This is a genomic window from Caballeronia ptereochthonis, assembly GCF_001545075.1.
Lineage (GTDB): Bacteria > Pseudomonadota > Gammaproteobacteria > Burkholderiales > Burkholderiaceae > Caballeronia > Caballeronia ptereochthonis.
Genome location: NZ_FCOB02000008.1, coordinates 201,590 through 217,823, shown reverse-complemented (window position 1 = coordinate 217,823; position 16,234 = coordinate 201,590). Strand labels below are relative to the sequence as shown.

The 16,234-nt window shown below is 65.4% G+C and carries 13 protein-coding genes; 6 read left to right on the top strand and 7 right to left on the bottom strand.

Annotated elements, in window-relative coordinates:
- The first annotated feature begins 119 nt into the window (after positions 1-119).
- The 5 genes from AWB83_RS11020 (at position 120) to AWB83_RS10995 (ending at position 6,722) form a co-directional block, all read left to right on the top strand.
- Entirely contained in the window at positions 120-1,058 is a 939-nt protein-coding gene (locus AWB83_RS11020) for a DMT family transporter (protein WP_087045134.1), read from the top strand.
- Between the two features lie 107 nt (positions 1,059-1,165).
- Positions 1,166-2,362: an aminotransferase-like domain-containing protein gene (locus tag AWB83_RS11015; protein WP_087045132.1), complete on the top strand. Its 1,197-nt coding sequence runs from the start codon at positions 1,166-1,168 to the stop codon at positions 2,360-2,362.
- Positions 2,363-2,410: 48 nt separating this feature from the next.
- Entirely contained in the window at positions 2,411-2,872 is a 462-nt protein-coding gene (locus tag AWB83_RS11010) for a RidA family protein (protein WP_087045130.1), read from the top strand.
- 85 nt (positions 2,873-2,957) lie between these two features.
- Entirely contained in the window at positions 2,958-3,848 is an 891-nt protein-coding gene (locus AWB83_RS11005) for a PhzF family protein (RefSeq protein WP_087045128.1), read from the top strand.
- A gap of 447 nt (positions 3,849-4,295) precedes the next feature.
- Positions 4,296-6,722, top strand: coding sequence for a putative bifunctional diguanylate cyclase/phosphodiesterase (locus AWB83_RS10995; RefSeq protein ID WP_087045124.1), 2,427 nt, complete (start codon positions 4,296-4,298; stop codon positions 6,720-6,722).
- A 51-nt stretch (positions 6,723-6,773) separates the two neighbouring features.
- Here AWB83_RS10995 and AWB83_RS10990 read toward each other — a convergent pair whose 3' ends face one another.
- The 7 genes from AWB83_RS10990 to AWB83_RS10960 all read right to left on the bottom strand — a co-directional run bounded on the left by AWB83_RS10990 (position 6,774) and on the right by AWB83_RS10960 (position 15,749).
- Positions 6,774-7,232, bottom strand: coding sequence for a CopD family protein (locus tag AWB83_RS10990; protein ID WP_087045122.1), 459 nt, complete (start codon positions 7,230-7,232; stop codon positions 6,774-6,776).
- Positions 7,233-7,576: 344 nt separating this feature from the next.
- The gene (locus AWB83_RS10985) at positions 7,577-7,900 is read right to left on the bottom strand and encodes a helix-turn-helix domain-containing protein (protein WP_087045214.1); all 324 of its coding nucleotides are present in this window, start codon (positions 7,898-7,900) and stop codon (positions 7,577-7,579) included.
- Complete coding sequence (locus tag AWB83_RS10980; protein WP_374729099.1) at positions 7,887-8,198, bottom strand: type II toxin-antitoxin system RelE/ParE family toxin; 312 nt, start codon at positions 8,196-8,198, stop codon at positions 7,887-7,889. Before AWB83_RS10980 ends, AWB83_RS10985 begins: the two co-directional genes overlap by 14 nt.
- 366 nt (positions 8,199-8,564) lie before the next feature.
- Positions 8,565-10,886, bottom strand: coding sequence for a DNA topoisomerase IV subunit A (gene parC, locus AWB83_RS10975; protein WP_087045120.1), 2,322 nt, complete (start codon positions 10,884-10,886; stop codon positions 8,565-8,567).
- A gap of 46 nt (positions 10,887-10,932) precedes the next feature.
- A complete protein-coding gene (locus AWB83_RS10970) occupies positions 10,933-12,912 on the bottom strand; it encodes a DNA topoisomerase IV subunit B (protein ID WP_087045212.1) in 1,980 nt (659 codons plus the stop codon).
- Between the two features lie 292 nt (positions 12,913-13,204).
- Positions 13,205-15,139: an ATP-binding cassette domain-containing protein gene (locus AWB83_RS10965; RefSeq protein ID WP_087045118.1), complete on the bottom strand. Its 1,935-nt coding sequence runs from the start codon at positions 15,137-15,139 to the stop codon at positions 13,205-13,207.
- Between the two features lie 202 nt (positions 15,140-15,341).
- On the bottom strand, positions 15,342-15,749 hold the full coding sequence (locus tag AWB83_RS10960) for a DUF4399 domain-containing protein (RefSeq protein WP_087045210.1): 408 nt from the start codon (positions 15,747-15,749) through the stop codon (positions 15,342-15,344).
- A gap of 295 nt (positions 15,750-16,044) precedes the next feature.
- Between AWB83_RS10960 and AWB83_RS10955 the strand changes: the two genes are divergently transcribed.
- Positions 16,045-16,227, top strand: a complete 183-nt coding sequence (locus AWB83_RS10955) for a rubredoxin (protein ID WP_087045116.1) — start codon at positions 16,045-16,047, stop codon at positions 16,225-16,227.
- Positions 16,228-16,234: the final 7 nt, after the last annotated feature.

The window sequence follows — 16,234 nt, the reverse complement described above, 5'->3', positions numbered from 1 at the left end:
CGAAACGCCGACGCGTGAAGAAGACAGAAACGCCGGAAGAACCCGAAGCAACGCAACCCGATTCACCCGACACCCCTGACTGACGCCCCGCGCGCCGGAAAACAAGGAGCCGCCTCACGATGAAGACCCGCGAAACCGAAGGCATGTTGCTGGGCCTGATCGGCGTCGTCATTTTCAGCCTGACGCTGCCGATGACGCGCATCGTCGTCGCGGAGGTGCATCCGCTCCTGAACGGCCTCGGGCGCGCGCTCGTCGCGGCGATTCCCGCCGCCGCCCTGCTCGTCTGGCGGCGCGAGAAGCTGCCGACGTGGCCGCAGGTCAAGAGCCTCGCGGTCGTGGCGCTGGGCGTCATCATCGCGTTTCCGGTGTTTTCGGCGTGGGCCATGAAGACCGTGCCCGCGTCGCACGGCGCGGTCGTCAACGGTTTGCAGCCGCTGTGCGTCGCCGTCTATGCCGCGTGGCTCTCGCACGAACGGCCGTCGAAGGCGTTCTGGGCGAGCGCGGTGGCGGGCAGTGCGATCGTCGTCGCGTTCGCGCTGCAGGCGGGCGGCGGCGGCCTGCAGGCGGGCGATCTGCTGATGCTGGTCGCGGTCGGCATCGGCGCGCTCGGCTACGCGGAAGGCGCGCGGCTCGCGCGTCAGATGGGCGGCTGGCAGGTGATCTGCTGGGCGCTCGTGCTCTCCGCGCCGTTTCTCCTGCTGCCGGTCGGCTGGCTCGCGTGGGCGCATCACGCGGCGCACCCCGAGCCGCTCGCGCTCAAGACCTGGCTCGCCTTCGGCTACGTGACGCTGTTCTCCCAGTTCATCGGCTTTTTCGCGTGGTACGCCGGGCTCGCGATGGGCGGCATCGCGCGGGTCGGGCAGGTGCAATTGCTGCAGATCTTCTTCACGATGGCGCTTTCCGCGCTCTTCTTCGGCGAGCATGTGAGCGCATCGACGTGGCTCTATGCGGCCGCCGTCATCGTGACCGTCGTGCTGGGCCGCAAGGCCGCCGTGCGTCCCGCGCCGCCGCAAGCGATGGTCGCGCCCGGCTCGGCCCGAGCGACGCACGCAAGATGACGCGCTCGCGCGATAATTGCGGTTTGCAGTTCCTCGTCAGCCCAGAATCGAAAAACACGCGGCCCGCGCCGCGCGAGACATAACCCCAGAGACAACCGAGGCATTTCATGAATCAAGCCGATCTCCGCGCCACGCCGTGGCAACTTTCCGAACGCGCACGCAAGCTCACCAGTTCGGCGATTCGCGAAATCCTGAAGGTCACGGAGCGGCCGGAGGTCATTTCCTTCGCGGGCGGCCTGCCCTCGCCCGCGACGTTTCCCGTCGAGGAGATGCGCCACGCCTCGGAGCGCATCCTGCGCGACCAGCCCTCGGCGGCGCTCCAGTACAGTGCGACCGAAGGCTTCATGCCGCTGCGCGAATGGGTCGCGGCGCGCTATTCGGTGAACGGCGCGCATATCCGTCCGACTCAGGTGCTCATCACGACCGGATCGCAACAGGCGCTCGATCTGCTGGGCAAGACGCTCGTCGATCCGGGCAGCCGCGTGCTCGTCGAGACGCCGACGTACCTCGGCGCGCTGCAGTCGTTCTCGCTCTTCGAGCCGGAGTACGCGCAGGTGCCGACGGACGAATCCGGCCTCATTCCCGAAAGCCTCGATGCCGCGCTCACGGCGAACGCGCGCCTGCTCTACGCGCAACCCAACTTCCAGAACCCGACCGGCCGCCGCCTGCCGCTCGAGCGCCGCCGTGCGCTCGCCGCGTTCGCGCAGAAGGCAGCGTTCCCGGTGATCGAGGATGATCCCTACGGTGCGCTCGACTACGCCGGCGCGCCGCTGCCGACATTGCTCTCGATGGCGCCGGATCACATCGTGCATCTCGGCTCGTTCTCGAAGGTGCTGGCGCCCGGCCTGCGCGTGGGCTACATCATCGCGCCCGAGGAATTGCACTTCAAGCTCGTGCAGGCCAAGCAGGCGACCGACCTGCACACGCCGAGCCTCACGCAGCGCATCGTGTACGAGGTGGTGAAGGACGGCTTCCTCGACCGGCACGTGCCGACCATCCGCGCGCTCTATCGCGACCAGTGCCAGGCGATGCTCGACGCGCTGGAACGCCACATGCCCGCCGGAGTCGAATGGAACCGGCCGGAAGGCGGCATGTTCGTGTGGGTGAAGCTGCCGAAGCACATCGACTCGATGAAGCTCCTCGAGCAGTCCATCGCGCAGAATGTGGCCTTCGTGCCGGGCGGTCCGTTCTTCGCGAACGAGCCGGAACACAATACGATGCGCCTGTCGTTCGTGACGGTGCCGCCCGCGACGATCGACGAAGGCGTGGCCCGGCTCGGCGCACTGATTCGCGCGAGCATCTGATTCCTCGGGGCGCACCTGCGCCCTTTCATCCAGTTACAGGAGCAACCGATGGCATCCAACGTGTATGACAAGCTGAAGGAACTCGGCATCGACCTGCCTGCGGCGGGCGCGCCCGCTGCCGCTTACGTGATGAGCGCGCAAAGCGGCAACACTGTGTATCTGTCGGGACATATCGCGAAGAAGGACGGCAAGGTGCACGTCGGCAAGCTCGGCGCCAGCATCGCCACGGAAGAAGGCAAGGCCGCCGCGCGCAGCGTGGCCATCGATCTGATCGCGACGCTGCATGCGCACGTCGGCGACCTCAACAAGGTGAAGCGCATCGTCAAGGTGATGAGCCTCGTGAACTCGACGCCCGATTTCACCGAGCAGCACATCGTGACGAACGGCGCGTCCGAGCTGATCGCGGAAGTCTTCGGCGATGCGGGCAAGCATGCGCGCTCCGCGTTCGGCGTCGCGCAGATTCCGCTCGGCGCGTGCGTAGAGATCGAGCTGATCGCGGAAGTCGCGTAAGCGCGTCTTTATCGCTTGCAAGCGAAACCCGACGCGTCCGCGCGTCGGGTTTTTTTGTGCCTTCAACGAAACCAGGCAACAGCCCATGTCCTCACGCACCGTCCAGTTCAAGCAGGTCGACGTCTTCACGCCCGTTCCGTTCAAGGGCAATCCGCTCGCCGTGATCTTCGACGCCGAAGGTCTGTCCACCGAGCGCATGCAGGAAATCGCGCGCTGGACCAATCTGTCGGAGACCGCGTTCCTCCTGCCGCCGACCGATCCGCGCGCCGACTATCGCGTGCGCATCTTCACGACCGCGGTCGAGCTGCCGTTCGCGGGCCATCCGACGCTCGGCAGCGCGCATGCGCTCATCGACAGCGGCTACACGCCGAAGACGCCCGGCCGGCTCGTGCAGGAATGCGGCGTCGGGCTCGTCGCGCTTAGCGAGCGCGCCGACGGCGAGTGGGCTTTCGCCGCGCCGCCGGCAAGCATCGTGCCGCTGACCGACGCGCAGAACGAACGCCTCGCCGCCGCGCTTGGCGCCGCCGTAATCGATTTCAGCGCGCCGCCCGCGGCCGTGAACAACGGCGCGCCCTGGCTCGTCGTGCGCATGCGGGACGCGGCGCAATGTCTTGCGATGTCCCTGCACGGCCATGCACGCGAATCGCTCGCGGCGCTGATCGCCGAAGCGGGCACGCACGGCATCGCGGTGTACGGGCCGCACGCGCCCGGCGGCCCGGCGACGTTCGAGCTGCGCGTGATCCTGCTCGGCGCGGAGAACATCGAGGATCCGGTCACGGGCAGCGCGAACGCGGCGCTCGCGACGCTCCTGAGCGCGCAGGGCAGGCGGCCCGGCGCTTCGTTCACCGTGCGCCAGGGCACCGCGCTCGGCCGCGACGGACGCGTGAGCATCACTTATGACGATGACGCGAGCGGCGCGCCGGTGTGGATCGGCGGCCGCTCGGTAACGATCATCGACGGCACATTCGGTATTTGAAACAGTGATCTGCGCGCGGTCCGGGCCGCGCGTATACCCCCAACACCCGCCCCTTTCTTAAACCCGGAGCCTTCGCTAATATCTGAACAATCGGGGATCGGAAATCAGTCGCGGTTCACATCGACGGTGTGCGTCGTGGAAGTGAGCCGCTTGCGCCGCAGCGCAAACGTATGCTTCTGAAGAGACCGAACGGTCGCCGTCACGCTCATGGCGGGTTCGTGCGCCGCTGCGCAAGAGAGATCGCCGAACGGCCGTTGCGGCGCGTATCGACGTGGAGCGCGCCGTGGATCGGGCTATGGACCACATATCCGCCGATCGTCCATTGCGCGCCGCGCGCGGTATAGTCATTCGTTTCGGCCGAACGCCTCAGAACATGCATCGCTTTATACACCTCGCGCAGTTCGCAGCATGCCGGGCGCTACGCGATTCTGCGTTGCAGGACGCGCCATGAAGCGCATGCGCTCGTACGCCGCCACCGACACCCTGCTCGGCGCGCCATCGGCGCGGCGGCGGCGCGCGCTGCTGGCGATTCCGGTGCTCGGCACTTTCGTGCTGGCGCTGCTGTGGGCGGTGATCTTCGCGCGGCTGTCGGTCGAGCGCGAGGCGACGACGCACGAGTCGATGGCCTCCGCCGCCATCCTTTCGTCGGCGCTCGAGCAGCACACCATCAAGGCGATTCACCAGGTCGACCAGATCACGCGCTTCGTCAAATACGAGTACGAGAAGTCGCCTGACAACTTCGATCTGATCTCGACGGTCGAGAAAGGCGTCGTGCAGAGCGACACCCTCGTGCAGGTATCGCTGATCGACGAGTACGGCACGCTCACCGCCACGACCGCGGACCCGCATCCGAAACCCATCGATCTGTCCGATCGCGAGCACTTCAGGGTGCACGCGCATTCCAACGACGATCTGCTCTACATCAGCCGCCCGGTGCGCGGGCGCGTCTCCGGACTATGGACATTGCAGATCACGCGCCGGCTCAATCATCCGGACGGCTCGTTTGCGGGCGTCGTGGTCGTATCGGAAGATCCGGCGTACTTCACGAACGACTTCTACAACGTCGCGTCGATCGGCCGCGAGGGCGTGATCGCTGTCGTGTCGGACAACGGCTCCGTGCTCGCGCGCAGCACGGGCGGCGGACTGGCAGAAAGCGCGGCGGCCAACGCGGTCGCTCGCGGCGCGCGCAACGCCGCGAACGAACGCACCCACGCGGCGTTCAGCGCGAGCGGCGTCTATCCGACTTCCGAGCACGCATCGGGCATCTATGTCGATCCGATCGATCACGTGAAGCGCATCGTCTCGTACCGGCATATCGACGGTTATCCGCTCGGCGTGCTCGTCGGCCTCTCCGAGCGCGAGGAGTTGACCGACTACAACCACACGCGCAACGTCTATCTGTTGATGGCGAGCTTCATCTCGCTCGCGATGCTCGGCTTCTTCGCGGTGGCGACGGGTTTGATCGGCAAGCTGCTCGGACGCGAGCGCGAGATGACGCATCTCGTCGAATACGATCTGCTCACCGGCTTGCGCAACCGCTACTCGACGCTGCGCGCGCTGCGGCAGGAAGTGGCTCAGCCGGAGAACATCGGGCGGCTCGCGCTGCTCTTCATCGATCTCGACAACTTCAAGACCGTGAACGACACGCTCGGTCACAACGCCGGCGACATCGTGCTGCAAATGACAGCTTCGCGCCTCGCGGAAACGGTCGGCCAGAGCGGCACGCTCTCGCGCATCGGCGGCGACGAGTTCGTCGTCGTCGTGAAGGGCGACGACGTCGAGCAGCGCGCGGTCACGCTCGCCGACGACATCTCGACGATGTTCGCCACGCCGTTCGACGTGCGCGGCAGCGCGTTCGTGCTGCATGCGAGCATCGGCATCGCGCTCTTCTCGGTGTCGAACGAGAGCGAGATCGATCTCCTGAAGAAGGCCGACCTCGCGATGTACAGCGCGAAGGACGCGGGCAGGAACTGCTATCAGTTCTATTCGCCGCAGCTGTCACATCGCGCGGATCATCTGATGAAGTGGGAACAGCAACTGCGCGTCGCGCTGACGGAAGCGCAGCTCTTTCTCGTCTATCAGCCGAAGATCGATCTGGCGCGCCGCTGCATCACCGGCTTCGAGGCGCTCGCGCGCTGGAACCATCCGCAGCACGGGCTCATTCCGGCGAACGAGTTCATTCCGGTGGCGGAATCGACGGGGCTCATCGTCGCGGTCGGCGACTTCGTGATTCACACCGCCTGCAAGCAGCTCGCCCAATGGCAGCGCGACGGCTACACGGGCCTGTCGCTTGCCGTGAACATCTCGGCCGTGCAGTTCTGGCGTGGCGATCTGCTGGAGACGGTCGCGCGCGCGATCGAAGAGAGCGGCATTCCGCCCGACAAGCTCGAGCTCGAAATCACCGAGACAGTAATGGTGGAATATCCCGAGCTCGTGCAGGAGAAGATCGTGGCGCTGAAGCGCCTGGGCGTGCGCATCGCGCTGGACGACTTCGGCACGGGGTATTCCTCGCTGTCGTATCTGAACCGCTTCTCGGTCGACACGCTGAAGGTGGATCGCTCGTTCATTCAGGCCATTCCCGAGGATCGCAGCGTCTGCGTGATGGTCTCGGCCATCGTCAACCTGGCGCGCTCGCTGGGATTGACGGTTGTCGTGGAAGGCACGGAGCGGGAGGAACAGATAGCGTGGCTCGCGGCATTGGGGCCGGTGGAAGCGCAAGGCTTCCTGTTCTCGCGGCCCGTGCCGGCGGATGGCGTGCAGACGCTGCTCGATCGCTTCGGCACGTGCGGCCGGCCGCGCGGGCAATCGCCGCGTGCGCGCAAGGATGCGGGACACGAGTCCAGCACCGCGCTCAGTGACGAACGCGGCGTGTGATCAAAGCGATGATGCCCGCCTCGGCGAACTCCCCGGGCTAAAAGGCCAGGATCAGAACCCGCGCGACAACACAGCCGTGCCGATGGTCACGACGCCGAGCACGAGATTGATCACGACAAGCCGTCTCACCGTTCCGACCGCCCTCGCTCCGTCGGGCCAGTTCTGCGCCTGCACCGCACGGCGAATGCGCGGGAACACGGCGAAGCGGATGTGCCCGAAGATCAGCATCATCACGATGCCGAGTCCGGCCATCGCATGCAGCGGCCACCCCGCATGAGCGCCGCCGAACTGCATGAGCAGGAAACCGCCCGTGAGCAGAATCACCAGCACCGCGCCCGCGACCCACTTGAAGAAGCGCGCGAAGACCGACTCCCAAAGCGGCAGGCGCAACTGCGGCGCGAGATCGCCAAGCGCGGGACGCAGGCAGAAATGCGCGAAGACCATCCCGCCGATCCATACGGCTACGCCGAGCAAGTGCAGAAAGAGCGCCGCTTCGATGGCTTTGTTCATTGAGGATTCCGGGAATGCTTTAAGTCTTTTTGAGTTGATCGGCGAATGCCGTGAAAGTCGCGGGCACGCACCGGCACATGCACTTCGATCCGAGATTGAGTCGGAGCGGCGCGTAGTCGGTCGCTCGGACGCCAAAGACTAGGAATGCGCGTTGCGAAGGGAGTTCCCTTCATTGCGGATATTTATGATCTGGCGAGCAGCCGTGACGACACTCACGGTCAACACCGGATGATTCGAGAACCTAAGAACAGCCCCGCGGCGAGGTCTGCACTCAAGAACCAGGACGTCCGCAAGGCGGGTTTCGATCCACGGAGGAAACAGACCGCATCTGCCGTAAAGCGCCGTTACGCGGCAAACACGACTTCCACCCGTCCCGCTTTGGTGGAACGTCGCGCCGGACCTACGACAATCTGGACGTTGCGGCCCAGAAGTGCCAGCAACTCCAGCATCTTCGCCTCGCTGATGCCGCGGAACTGGCCGCGCAGCAGTTGTGAAAGCTTGGGCTGACTGATGCCTAGCACCTCGGACGCTCGCTGTTGCGTCCAGCGCCGTGCCTTGATTATTTCGCCTATCTTGCCAGCGAGTTGCGCCTTGACCCGCATTTCGTCGGCGTCGGCCATGCCCAGGTCGGCGTAGACGTTGCCGCTGCCTTTTTCAATCTCGACCATCGCCTTCTCCTGCAGCATGGGCTTGCGCCGCTTTCAGCCGCGCTCGAACGATATCGATGTCCGGTTTCGGTGTGGCGATGCCACGCGTCAACTTCTTCTGGAAACAGTGCAGCACGTAGATCGCGTGCACGAACTTCACCGTATAAACAGCACGGTAGGTACCGTCCTGCGACGTTTCGACCACCTCCAGCACGCCCGCAGACCCGAAGCCCTTCAATGGTTTCGCCTGATCGTGCTTCCTGCCTGCCTGTGCCTGATGCAATGCGAAGCCGAAAGTGTCCTGCACGTGCGTCGGCATCGTTTTAAGGTCCCGCTTCGAGGAAGCGACCCAATATAGTGGCTTGACTTCGCGCTCTTCCATCGCTTGACCGCAGATTATACCCATTTGGGAATATCGTCACCCCGCGTCGTTCGGGCAAGCGCCAAGGCAATGATGGCTGCCCCGAAGCTTCGTGACTTCTAGGGCAGGAGTCTGTCCGCTCCGCGCGAGCGTTCAAATGATTAATTTTCCGAATGTCGAGACACTTGACGCAAGATGCAAAGAAGCCCGCACGAGGCGGGCTTCTCGGGTAGCAAACCGGCGTCGAGGATTTTTCCTCGATGGTCGAGACCTGCGCTTCCCTGACGTCGCGCAAATGAACGTTAGTGACGGTCCATCACGTTTTCACCCCTCGAAAACCGGCCGCAGGTCCGTCACCCTCAACGAAGAATCCGGCGCGCGCCCTTTCCTCGCGCGCTTGCCGAGATGCAGTTGCAACTGCGAGCCCGTGAGCTTCTCGTCCCTCACCTTGCCGCCGCGTCCGGTGCCGATCATCACGACGCCGCGCGCATCGATCGCGAGCGCCTGGCGCAGCGTCTCCTTCGCGTCGAGCGCCATCAGCGTGACGCCGCGGCCGCCGCCCGAGAGCGTCTTCATCTCGTCCATGCCGAAGACGAGCAGGCGCCCCCCGCTCGACAGGCACGCGACATAGGTCGCGCCCGGCACCACGGGCATCGGCGCGAGCGGCACGGCGCCTTCGTCGATCGTCATGAACGCCTTGCCCGCCTTCTGACGGCTCACCATGTCGCCGAGCCGGGCGATGAAGCCGAAGCCGTTGCTCGACGCCAGCAGAAGCTGCTGCTCCGCGTTCGCCGCGAAGTAATGCAGCAGATGCGTGCCCGATTCGAGCTCGATGAGCGACGTCACCGGCACGCCGTCGCCACGCCCGCCCGGCAGCGACGCCACCGGCACCGAATACACGCGCCCCTTGCTGCCCCACGCGATGAGCGAATCCGGCGTGCGCGCCTGGAACGCCGCATAGAGACCGTCGCCCTGCTTGAAGGTGAAGCCCGCCGGATCGAGCCCGTGGCCCTTCAGCGCGCGCACCCAGCCCTTCTGCGACACGACCACCGTCACCGGCTCGTCGACGACGCGCGCCTCGAATGTCGCGCGCTTCTCCTGCTGGATCAGGGTGCGGCGATCGTCGCCGAATTGCTTCGCGTCCGCTTCGATCTCCTTGATGAGCAGGCGCTTCATCGCGGCATCGCTGTTGAGCAGTTCCTCGAGCTTCGTTTTCTCGTCGCGCAACTCGGACAGCTCCTGCTCGATCTTGATCGCCTCGAGCCGCGCCAACTGACGCAGACGGATTTCGAGGATGTCTTCCGCCTGCCGGTCCGACAGATTGAAGCGCGCGATCAGCGCCTGCTTCGGCTCCTCGGCTTCGCGGATGATGCGAATGACTTCATCGATATTCAGGAAGACGATCATCCGCCCTTCGAGAATATGGATGCGGTCGTTGACCTTGGAGAGACGATGCTGCGTGCGCCGCGTCACGGTGACGAAGCGGAAGCCGACCCACTCGTGCAGGATCTCGACGATGCCCTTCTGCCGCGGACGTCCATCCGCGCCGATCATCACGAGGTTGATCGCCGCATTCGATTCGAGGCTCGTATGCGCGAGCAGCGAGTTGACGAATTCCGTCTGATCGATGCGGCTCGACTTCGGCTCGAACACGAGACGCACGGGCGCGTCCTTGCCGGACTCGTCGCGCACGGCGTCGAGCAGCGCGAGCATCGATTGCTTGGTCTGGATCTGCTCGGGCGTGAGCGTCTTCTTGCCGAGCTTGATCTTCGGGTTGGTGAGTTCCTCGATTTCCTCGAGCACCTTCTGGCCCGACGTGCTCGGCGGCAGCTCGGTGATGACGAGCTGCCACTGACCGCGCGCGAGATCCTCGATCTTCCAGCGCGCGCGCACCTTCAGGCTGCCGCGGCCCGTTTCATACGCGGCGGAGATTTCCGCCTGCGACGAGATGATCTGCCCGCCGCCGGGGAAATCCGGCCCGGGCAGTTTCTCCATCAGGCCAGCGTGACCGATCTTCGGATCGCGGATCATCGCGACCGCCGCTTGCGCGACTTCGCGCAGGTTGTGCGACGGAATCTCGGTCGCCAGACCGACCGCGATGCCCGATGCACCGTTCAGCAGCAGGAACGGCAAACGGGCGGGCAACAGCTTCGGCTCCTCGAACGAGCCGTCGTAGTTCGGCATGAAATCGACCGTGCCCTGATCGATTTCATCGAGCAGGAGACGGGCGATCGGCGTCAGACGCGCTTCTGTGTAACGCATGGCCGCCGCGCCGTCGCCGTCGCGCGAGCCGAAGTTGCCCTGACCGTCGATGAGCGGATAGCGCATCGAGAAGTCCTGCGCGAGACGCACGAGCGCGTCGTAGGCGGATTGATCGCCGTGCGGGTGATACTTGCCCAGAACATCGCCGACCACGCGCGCCGACTTCACCGGCTTCGCGTTGGCGGCCAGCCCCATCTCGCTCATCGCGTAGAGAATGCGGCGCTGCACGGGCTTCTGCCCGTCGCAGACATCGGGCAGCGCGCGGCCCTTGACCACGCTCACCGCGTAGTCGAGATAAGCGCGCTCGGCGTAATCGCCGAGCGTCAGTTGTTCGCCATCGGGTGCCGCTTCCTGATCGGCGAAGAGATCGTCTGTGATTCCCATCGAATATCCGTTGTGCGTTGCTTGCGGTCAGCGAGATCGATCAGCGTCAGATGTCCGCTTCGACCTCGTTGCCCTTCTCTTCGAGCCAGCTGCGGCGCGACGCCGCTTCGCCCTTGCCCATCAGCATCGTCATGCGCGAGACGGTGAGGTCGAAGCCGAGATCGCCCAGACCGACCGGCAGCAGACGGCGCGTGTCAGGGTTCATCGTCGTGTCCCAGAGCTGTTCAGCGCTCATTTCGCCGAGACCCTTGAAACGGCTGATCGTCCATTGCGATTCGCGCACGCCGTCCTTGCGCAGCTTGTCGAGGATCGCCTCGAGCTCGCCCTCGTCGAGCGCGTAGAGCTTCTGCGCGGGCTTCTTGCCGCGCGCGGGCGCATCGACGCGAAAGAGCGGCGGGCGCGCGACGCAGACATGGCCGCGCTCGATCAGTTGCGGGAAGTGCTTGAAGAAGAGCGTGAGCAGGAGCACCTGAATGTGCGCGCCGTCGACGTCCGCGTCCGACAGGATGCAGATCTTGCCGTAGCGCAGGTTCGAGATGTCGATCCGCTCGTCCGGACCATGCGGGTCGACGCCGATTGCAACAGCAATGTCATGCACTTCGTTGTTGGCGAAGAGCCGGTCGCGTTCCGTCTCCCACGTGTTCAGCACCTTGCCGCGCAGCGGCAGAATGGCCTGGAACTCCTTGTCGCGGCCCATCTTCGCGGAGCCGCCGGCCGAATCGCCCTCGACGAGAAAGAGCTCGTTGCGCGCGATGTCGGTCGATTCGCAATCGGTCAGCTTGCCGGGCAGGACGGCCACGCCCGAGCTCTTCTTTTTCTCGACCTTCTGGCCTGCGCGCGTGCGCGCCTGCGCCTGACGGATCACGAGCTCCGCGAGCTTCTTGCCATACTCGACGTGCTGGTTCAGCCACAACTCCAGCGCCGGCCGTGAGAACGACGACACGAGCTTCACGGCGTCGCGGCTATTGAGACGCTCCTTGATCTGCCCCTGGAACTGCGGATCGAGCACCTTCGCCGACAGCACGAACGACACGCGCGCGAACACGTCTTCCGCGAGCAGCTTCACGCCCTTCGGCTGCAGATTGTGAATCTCGACGAAGTTCTTGACCGCCTGGAACAGACCGTCGCGCAGGCCGGATTCGTGCGTGCCGCCCGCGGGCGTCGGAATGAGGTTCACATACGATTCGCGCAGCAGCGGGCCTTCCTCGCTCCACGCGACGACCCACGACGCACCCTCGCCTTCCGCGAAGGTTTCCTCGCTCGAACGCGAGCTTTCCGCGTAGCGCTCGCCTTCGAAAAGCGGAATCAGCAGTTCGCTGCCGCCCATGCCTTCGAGCAGATAGCCGCGCAGGCCGTCTTCGTATTTCCAGCTCTGACGCTCGCCGGTCTTTTCGATCACGAGCGCCACTTCGACGCCCGGCAGCAGCACCGCCTTCGAGCGCAGGAGGCGCTGCAGTTCGCCAAGCGGCAGATTGGCGGAATCGAAGTATTTCGGATTCGGCCAGGCGCGCACGCGCGTGCCGCTCTTCTTTGCGCCGCGTTCGGCTGCGCGCGTCGTGAGTGCTTCGACGACATCGCCGTTGGAGAACGCGAGCTGCGCGACCTTGTTGTCGCGCCAGACCGTCACTTCGAGGCGCGTGGCGAGCGCGTTCGTCACCGAGACGCCGACGCCGTGCAAGCCGCCCGAGAACGTATAGGCGCCGCCGGCGGCTTTATCGAACTTGCCGCCCGCGTGCAGCCGCGTGAACACGATCTCGACGACCGGCACGCCTTCCTCTGGATGCATGCCGAAGGGAATGCCGCGCCCGTCGTCCTCGACGGAGACGGAGTTGTCCGCATGCAGCGTCACGATGATCTGCTTGCCGAAGCCGCCGAGCGCTTCGTCCGAAGCGTTGTCGATGACTTCCTGAATGATGTGCAGCGGATTCTCCGTGCGCGTGTACATGCCGGGGCGCTGCTTGACGGGCTCGAGGCCCTTCAGCACCTTGATCGACGCTTCGCTGTAGCCGGCCGCCTTGGCGCTCATGACCGTGCGTTTGCCGCGGTCCGTGCCTGTGGCCATTGGGCTGGATTTTTTCGTGGACATAGTTGAACGTTGATCCGGCGTCGGGCGTCCTTGCGGGAAATGTCACGGCGGAACGCCCGAACTGCCGTCGAATGCCTGGATCCTGCTTAACGATTTGCCTGGCTGAAGGCGCGTCGGGCAAGGCTCTGGCCCTGTCCGTCGCCCCCGGCCGCGCTGAGAGAATAGCGGTTTTCGCTCGCCGCGCCCACCTCGGGAGCATAAAACGATCGTGGCGCGCGCCTGGCCCGAGCGCTTAGCCGCGCTTCGCTTCCAGCTCTTCCCAGCGCTCGAGCGCGAAGAGCAATTCCTCTTCGATCGCCGCGTGCCGCTCCGAAAGCCGCGCGCCTTCCTTCGCGTCCTTCGCGAAGATCGAGCCGTCCTCGAGCTGCGCGCCGATCGCCTTCTGCTCCTCCTCGAGCTCGGCGATGCGCGCCGGCAGCGCCTCCAGTTCGCGCTGCTCCTTGAACGAGAGCTTCACGGTGCGCTGCGCATTGCGGCCCGCCGCGCTTTCCTTGGGCGCGTCGTCCCTGGGGGCTTCCTTCGCGCTCTGGCGCGCCGCCTCCTCCGCGATACGCTCCGAACGTTCGCGCTGAACCTGCCAGTCGGAGAAGCCGCCGACATACTCGCGCCACTTGCCGCCGCCTTCCGCCGCGAACACCGAAGTCACGACGTTGTCCAGGAACGCGCGGTCGTGGCTCACGAGCAACACGGTCCCTTCGTAATCCGCCAGCAGCTCTTCGAGCAGTTCGAGCGTGGGAATGTCGAGGTCGTTGGTCGGCTCGTCCAGCACGAGGATGTTCGCGGGCCGCGCGAAGAGCCGCGCGAGCAGCAGGCGATTGCGCTCGCCGCCCGACAGCGAGCGCACCGGCGAGCGCGCGCGCTCCGGCGCAAAGAGGAAGTCGCCGAGATAGCTCATCACGTGCTTCTTCACGCCGTTTACTTCGACCCATTCGCTGCCGGGGCTGATGGTGTCGGCGAGCGACTTGTCGAGATCGAGTTGCGCGCGCATCTGGTCGAAGTACGCGGCCTGAATGTTGGTGCCGGTGCGCACGCGGCCTTCGTCGGGCTGCAGCTCGCCGAGGATGAGCTTCAGGAGCGTCGTCTTGCCCGCGCCGTTCGGCCCGACGAGACCGATCTTGTCGCCGCGCATCACCGTGGCCGTGAAGCGGTCGACGATGGTGCGTTCGCCGTAGCGCTTCGTCACGTCGGTGAGCTCGGCGACGATCTTGCCGGACTTCTCGCCCTGACCGACATCGAGCTTCACGTTGCCCTGCACGTTGCGGCGCTCGGCGCGCTCGCGGCGCATCTCGACCAGCCGCGCGATGCGTCCGACGCTGCGCGTGCGCCGCGCCTCGACGCCCTTGCGAATCCACACTTCCTCTTGCGCGAGCAGCTTGTCGAACTTCTCCTGCTCGACTTTTTCGACTTCGAGCTGCTGCGCCTTGCGCGTCTGATACGCGCTGAAGTTGCCGGGATACGACAGCAGGCGCCCGCGATCCAGTTCGACGATGCGCGTCGCCACGCGATCGAGAAACGCGCGGTCGTGCGTGATGAACAGCAGGCCGGTGCGCAAGGTGACGAGCAGCTCTTCCAGCCAGCGAATGCCTTCGAAGTCGAGATGGTTGGTCGGCTCGTCGAGCAGGAGCACCTCGGGCTGCACGACGAGCGCGCGCGCCAGCGCCACGCGCTTGCGCATGCCGCCGGACAACGCGCCGGTGCGCGCGTCGCCGTCGAGGCCGATCTGCGCGAGCGTCGTCGAGACGCGCGTGCGCCAGTTCCACGCATCGCGCGTATCGAGCGCCGATTGCAGCGCGTTCATGCGCGCAAGCAACGCGTCGTGCTGCGCGCCTTCGGGCGTGTCCGCGAGCGCGTGCGCCACGGCGTCGTACTCGGCCAGCAGCGCGCGTGCTTCGGTGAGCCCCGAGGCGACGACATCGAACACGGAGGCGTCGAGATCGAACTCGGGCTCCTGCGGCACGTAGACGGTGGTGAGCTCGCTCTGACGCGTGACGAGGCCGTCATCGGGCGCGGCGAGACCGGCCACGATCTTCAGAAGCGACGACTTGCCCGCGCCGTTGCGGCCGATCAGCCCGACGCGCTCGCCCGCTTCGAGCGAGAAATCGGCATGGTCGAGCAATGCGACGTGGCCGAACGCGAGTTGCGCGTCCGTAATGGAATAAAGCGACATGGGAAAACCGGATGAATAGCGAACAGTCGGCGAGAAACCTGACAACCGAGGGAAGCGGTCATTGTACCGGGCGCGGCACGGGGCGCGGCTCGCATCGGCCGAACGGACGAGGCGCGCCGGCGTCTCCCGTCCAGCCCCATGTATGCAAAAAGGCCGCTCGAAGCGCGTCCGTGGCGGCCTTCCGATGCATGCGAAAGCGCCGTTACTGGACGTGCACCTTGATCGTCTGGCTCATTTCCGGCCCGTAGGAGCGATGCGCACCGTCGCCGAACTGCATCGTCAGCGTGTGATCGCCGGGCGGCAGCTTCACATCGGCCTCGGTCTGGCCCTTGCCGAAGTGCAGCGACGTGTCGTTCGCGGGAATGACCGTGCCCTTCGGAAGCGGCTTGCCGTCGATCAGCAGATGATGATGGCCCGTGCCTTCGGTCATCGTTCCGGCCGGCGCCACCGACATCCCGTCGACGCCGAATTTCACATGGACGGGGCTCGTGACGGTTGCGCCGTCCTTGGGCTCGACGAAATAGACGCGGGCCTGCGCATGCGCCGCGCCGACGTATGACAGCGCAAGCGCGCCCGACAGCATGGCACCCAACAGCGTTTTGTTCAGCATCGTTTTCTCCATGTATCGATCAGAGTTGGCGCTTCCGCGCCTTCCCCGACGCTATGCCCAGCAGTGACGGAAACCGGTCGATGGCGCGAGATCGGAGCCGGGCGACCCGAAAAGCATACACCGCGCATTCGGATACACGTATCGGGGCCATCCTGCGGGCGGTGCGCCGCGGCACGGCGTCGCGATTGGGGCGCGACCAGGGAAGCTCATCGCCGATTCCTGTAAGATGCCGGGTCGCCGCGCGGCTCCAGGTCGCGCGTGCGGTCCGTTTATCCTTTCGAATCAAGAGTCTGTCGTGAGCGAAGTCATCGAGTACAAAAGCTGGGTCTGCCTGATTTGCGGCTGGATCTACAACGAGGAAGAAGGCCTGCCGGAAGAAGGCATCGCCGCCGGCACCCGTTTCGACGACATCCCCGCCGACTGGCGCTGCCCGCTGTGCGACGTCGGCAAGGCGGACTTCGTCGTCGTCGAATTCTGAATTGCGC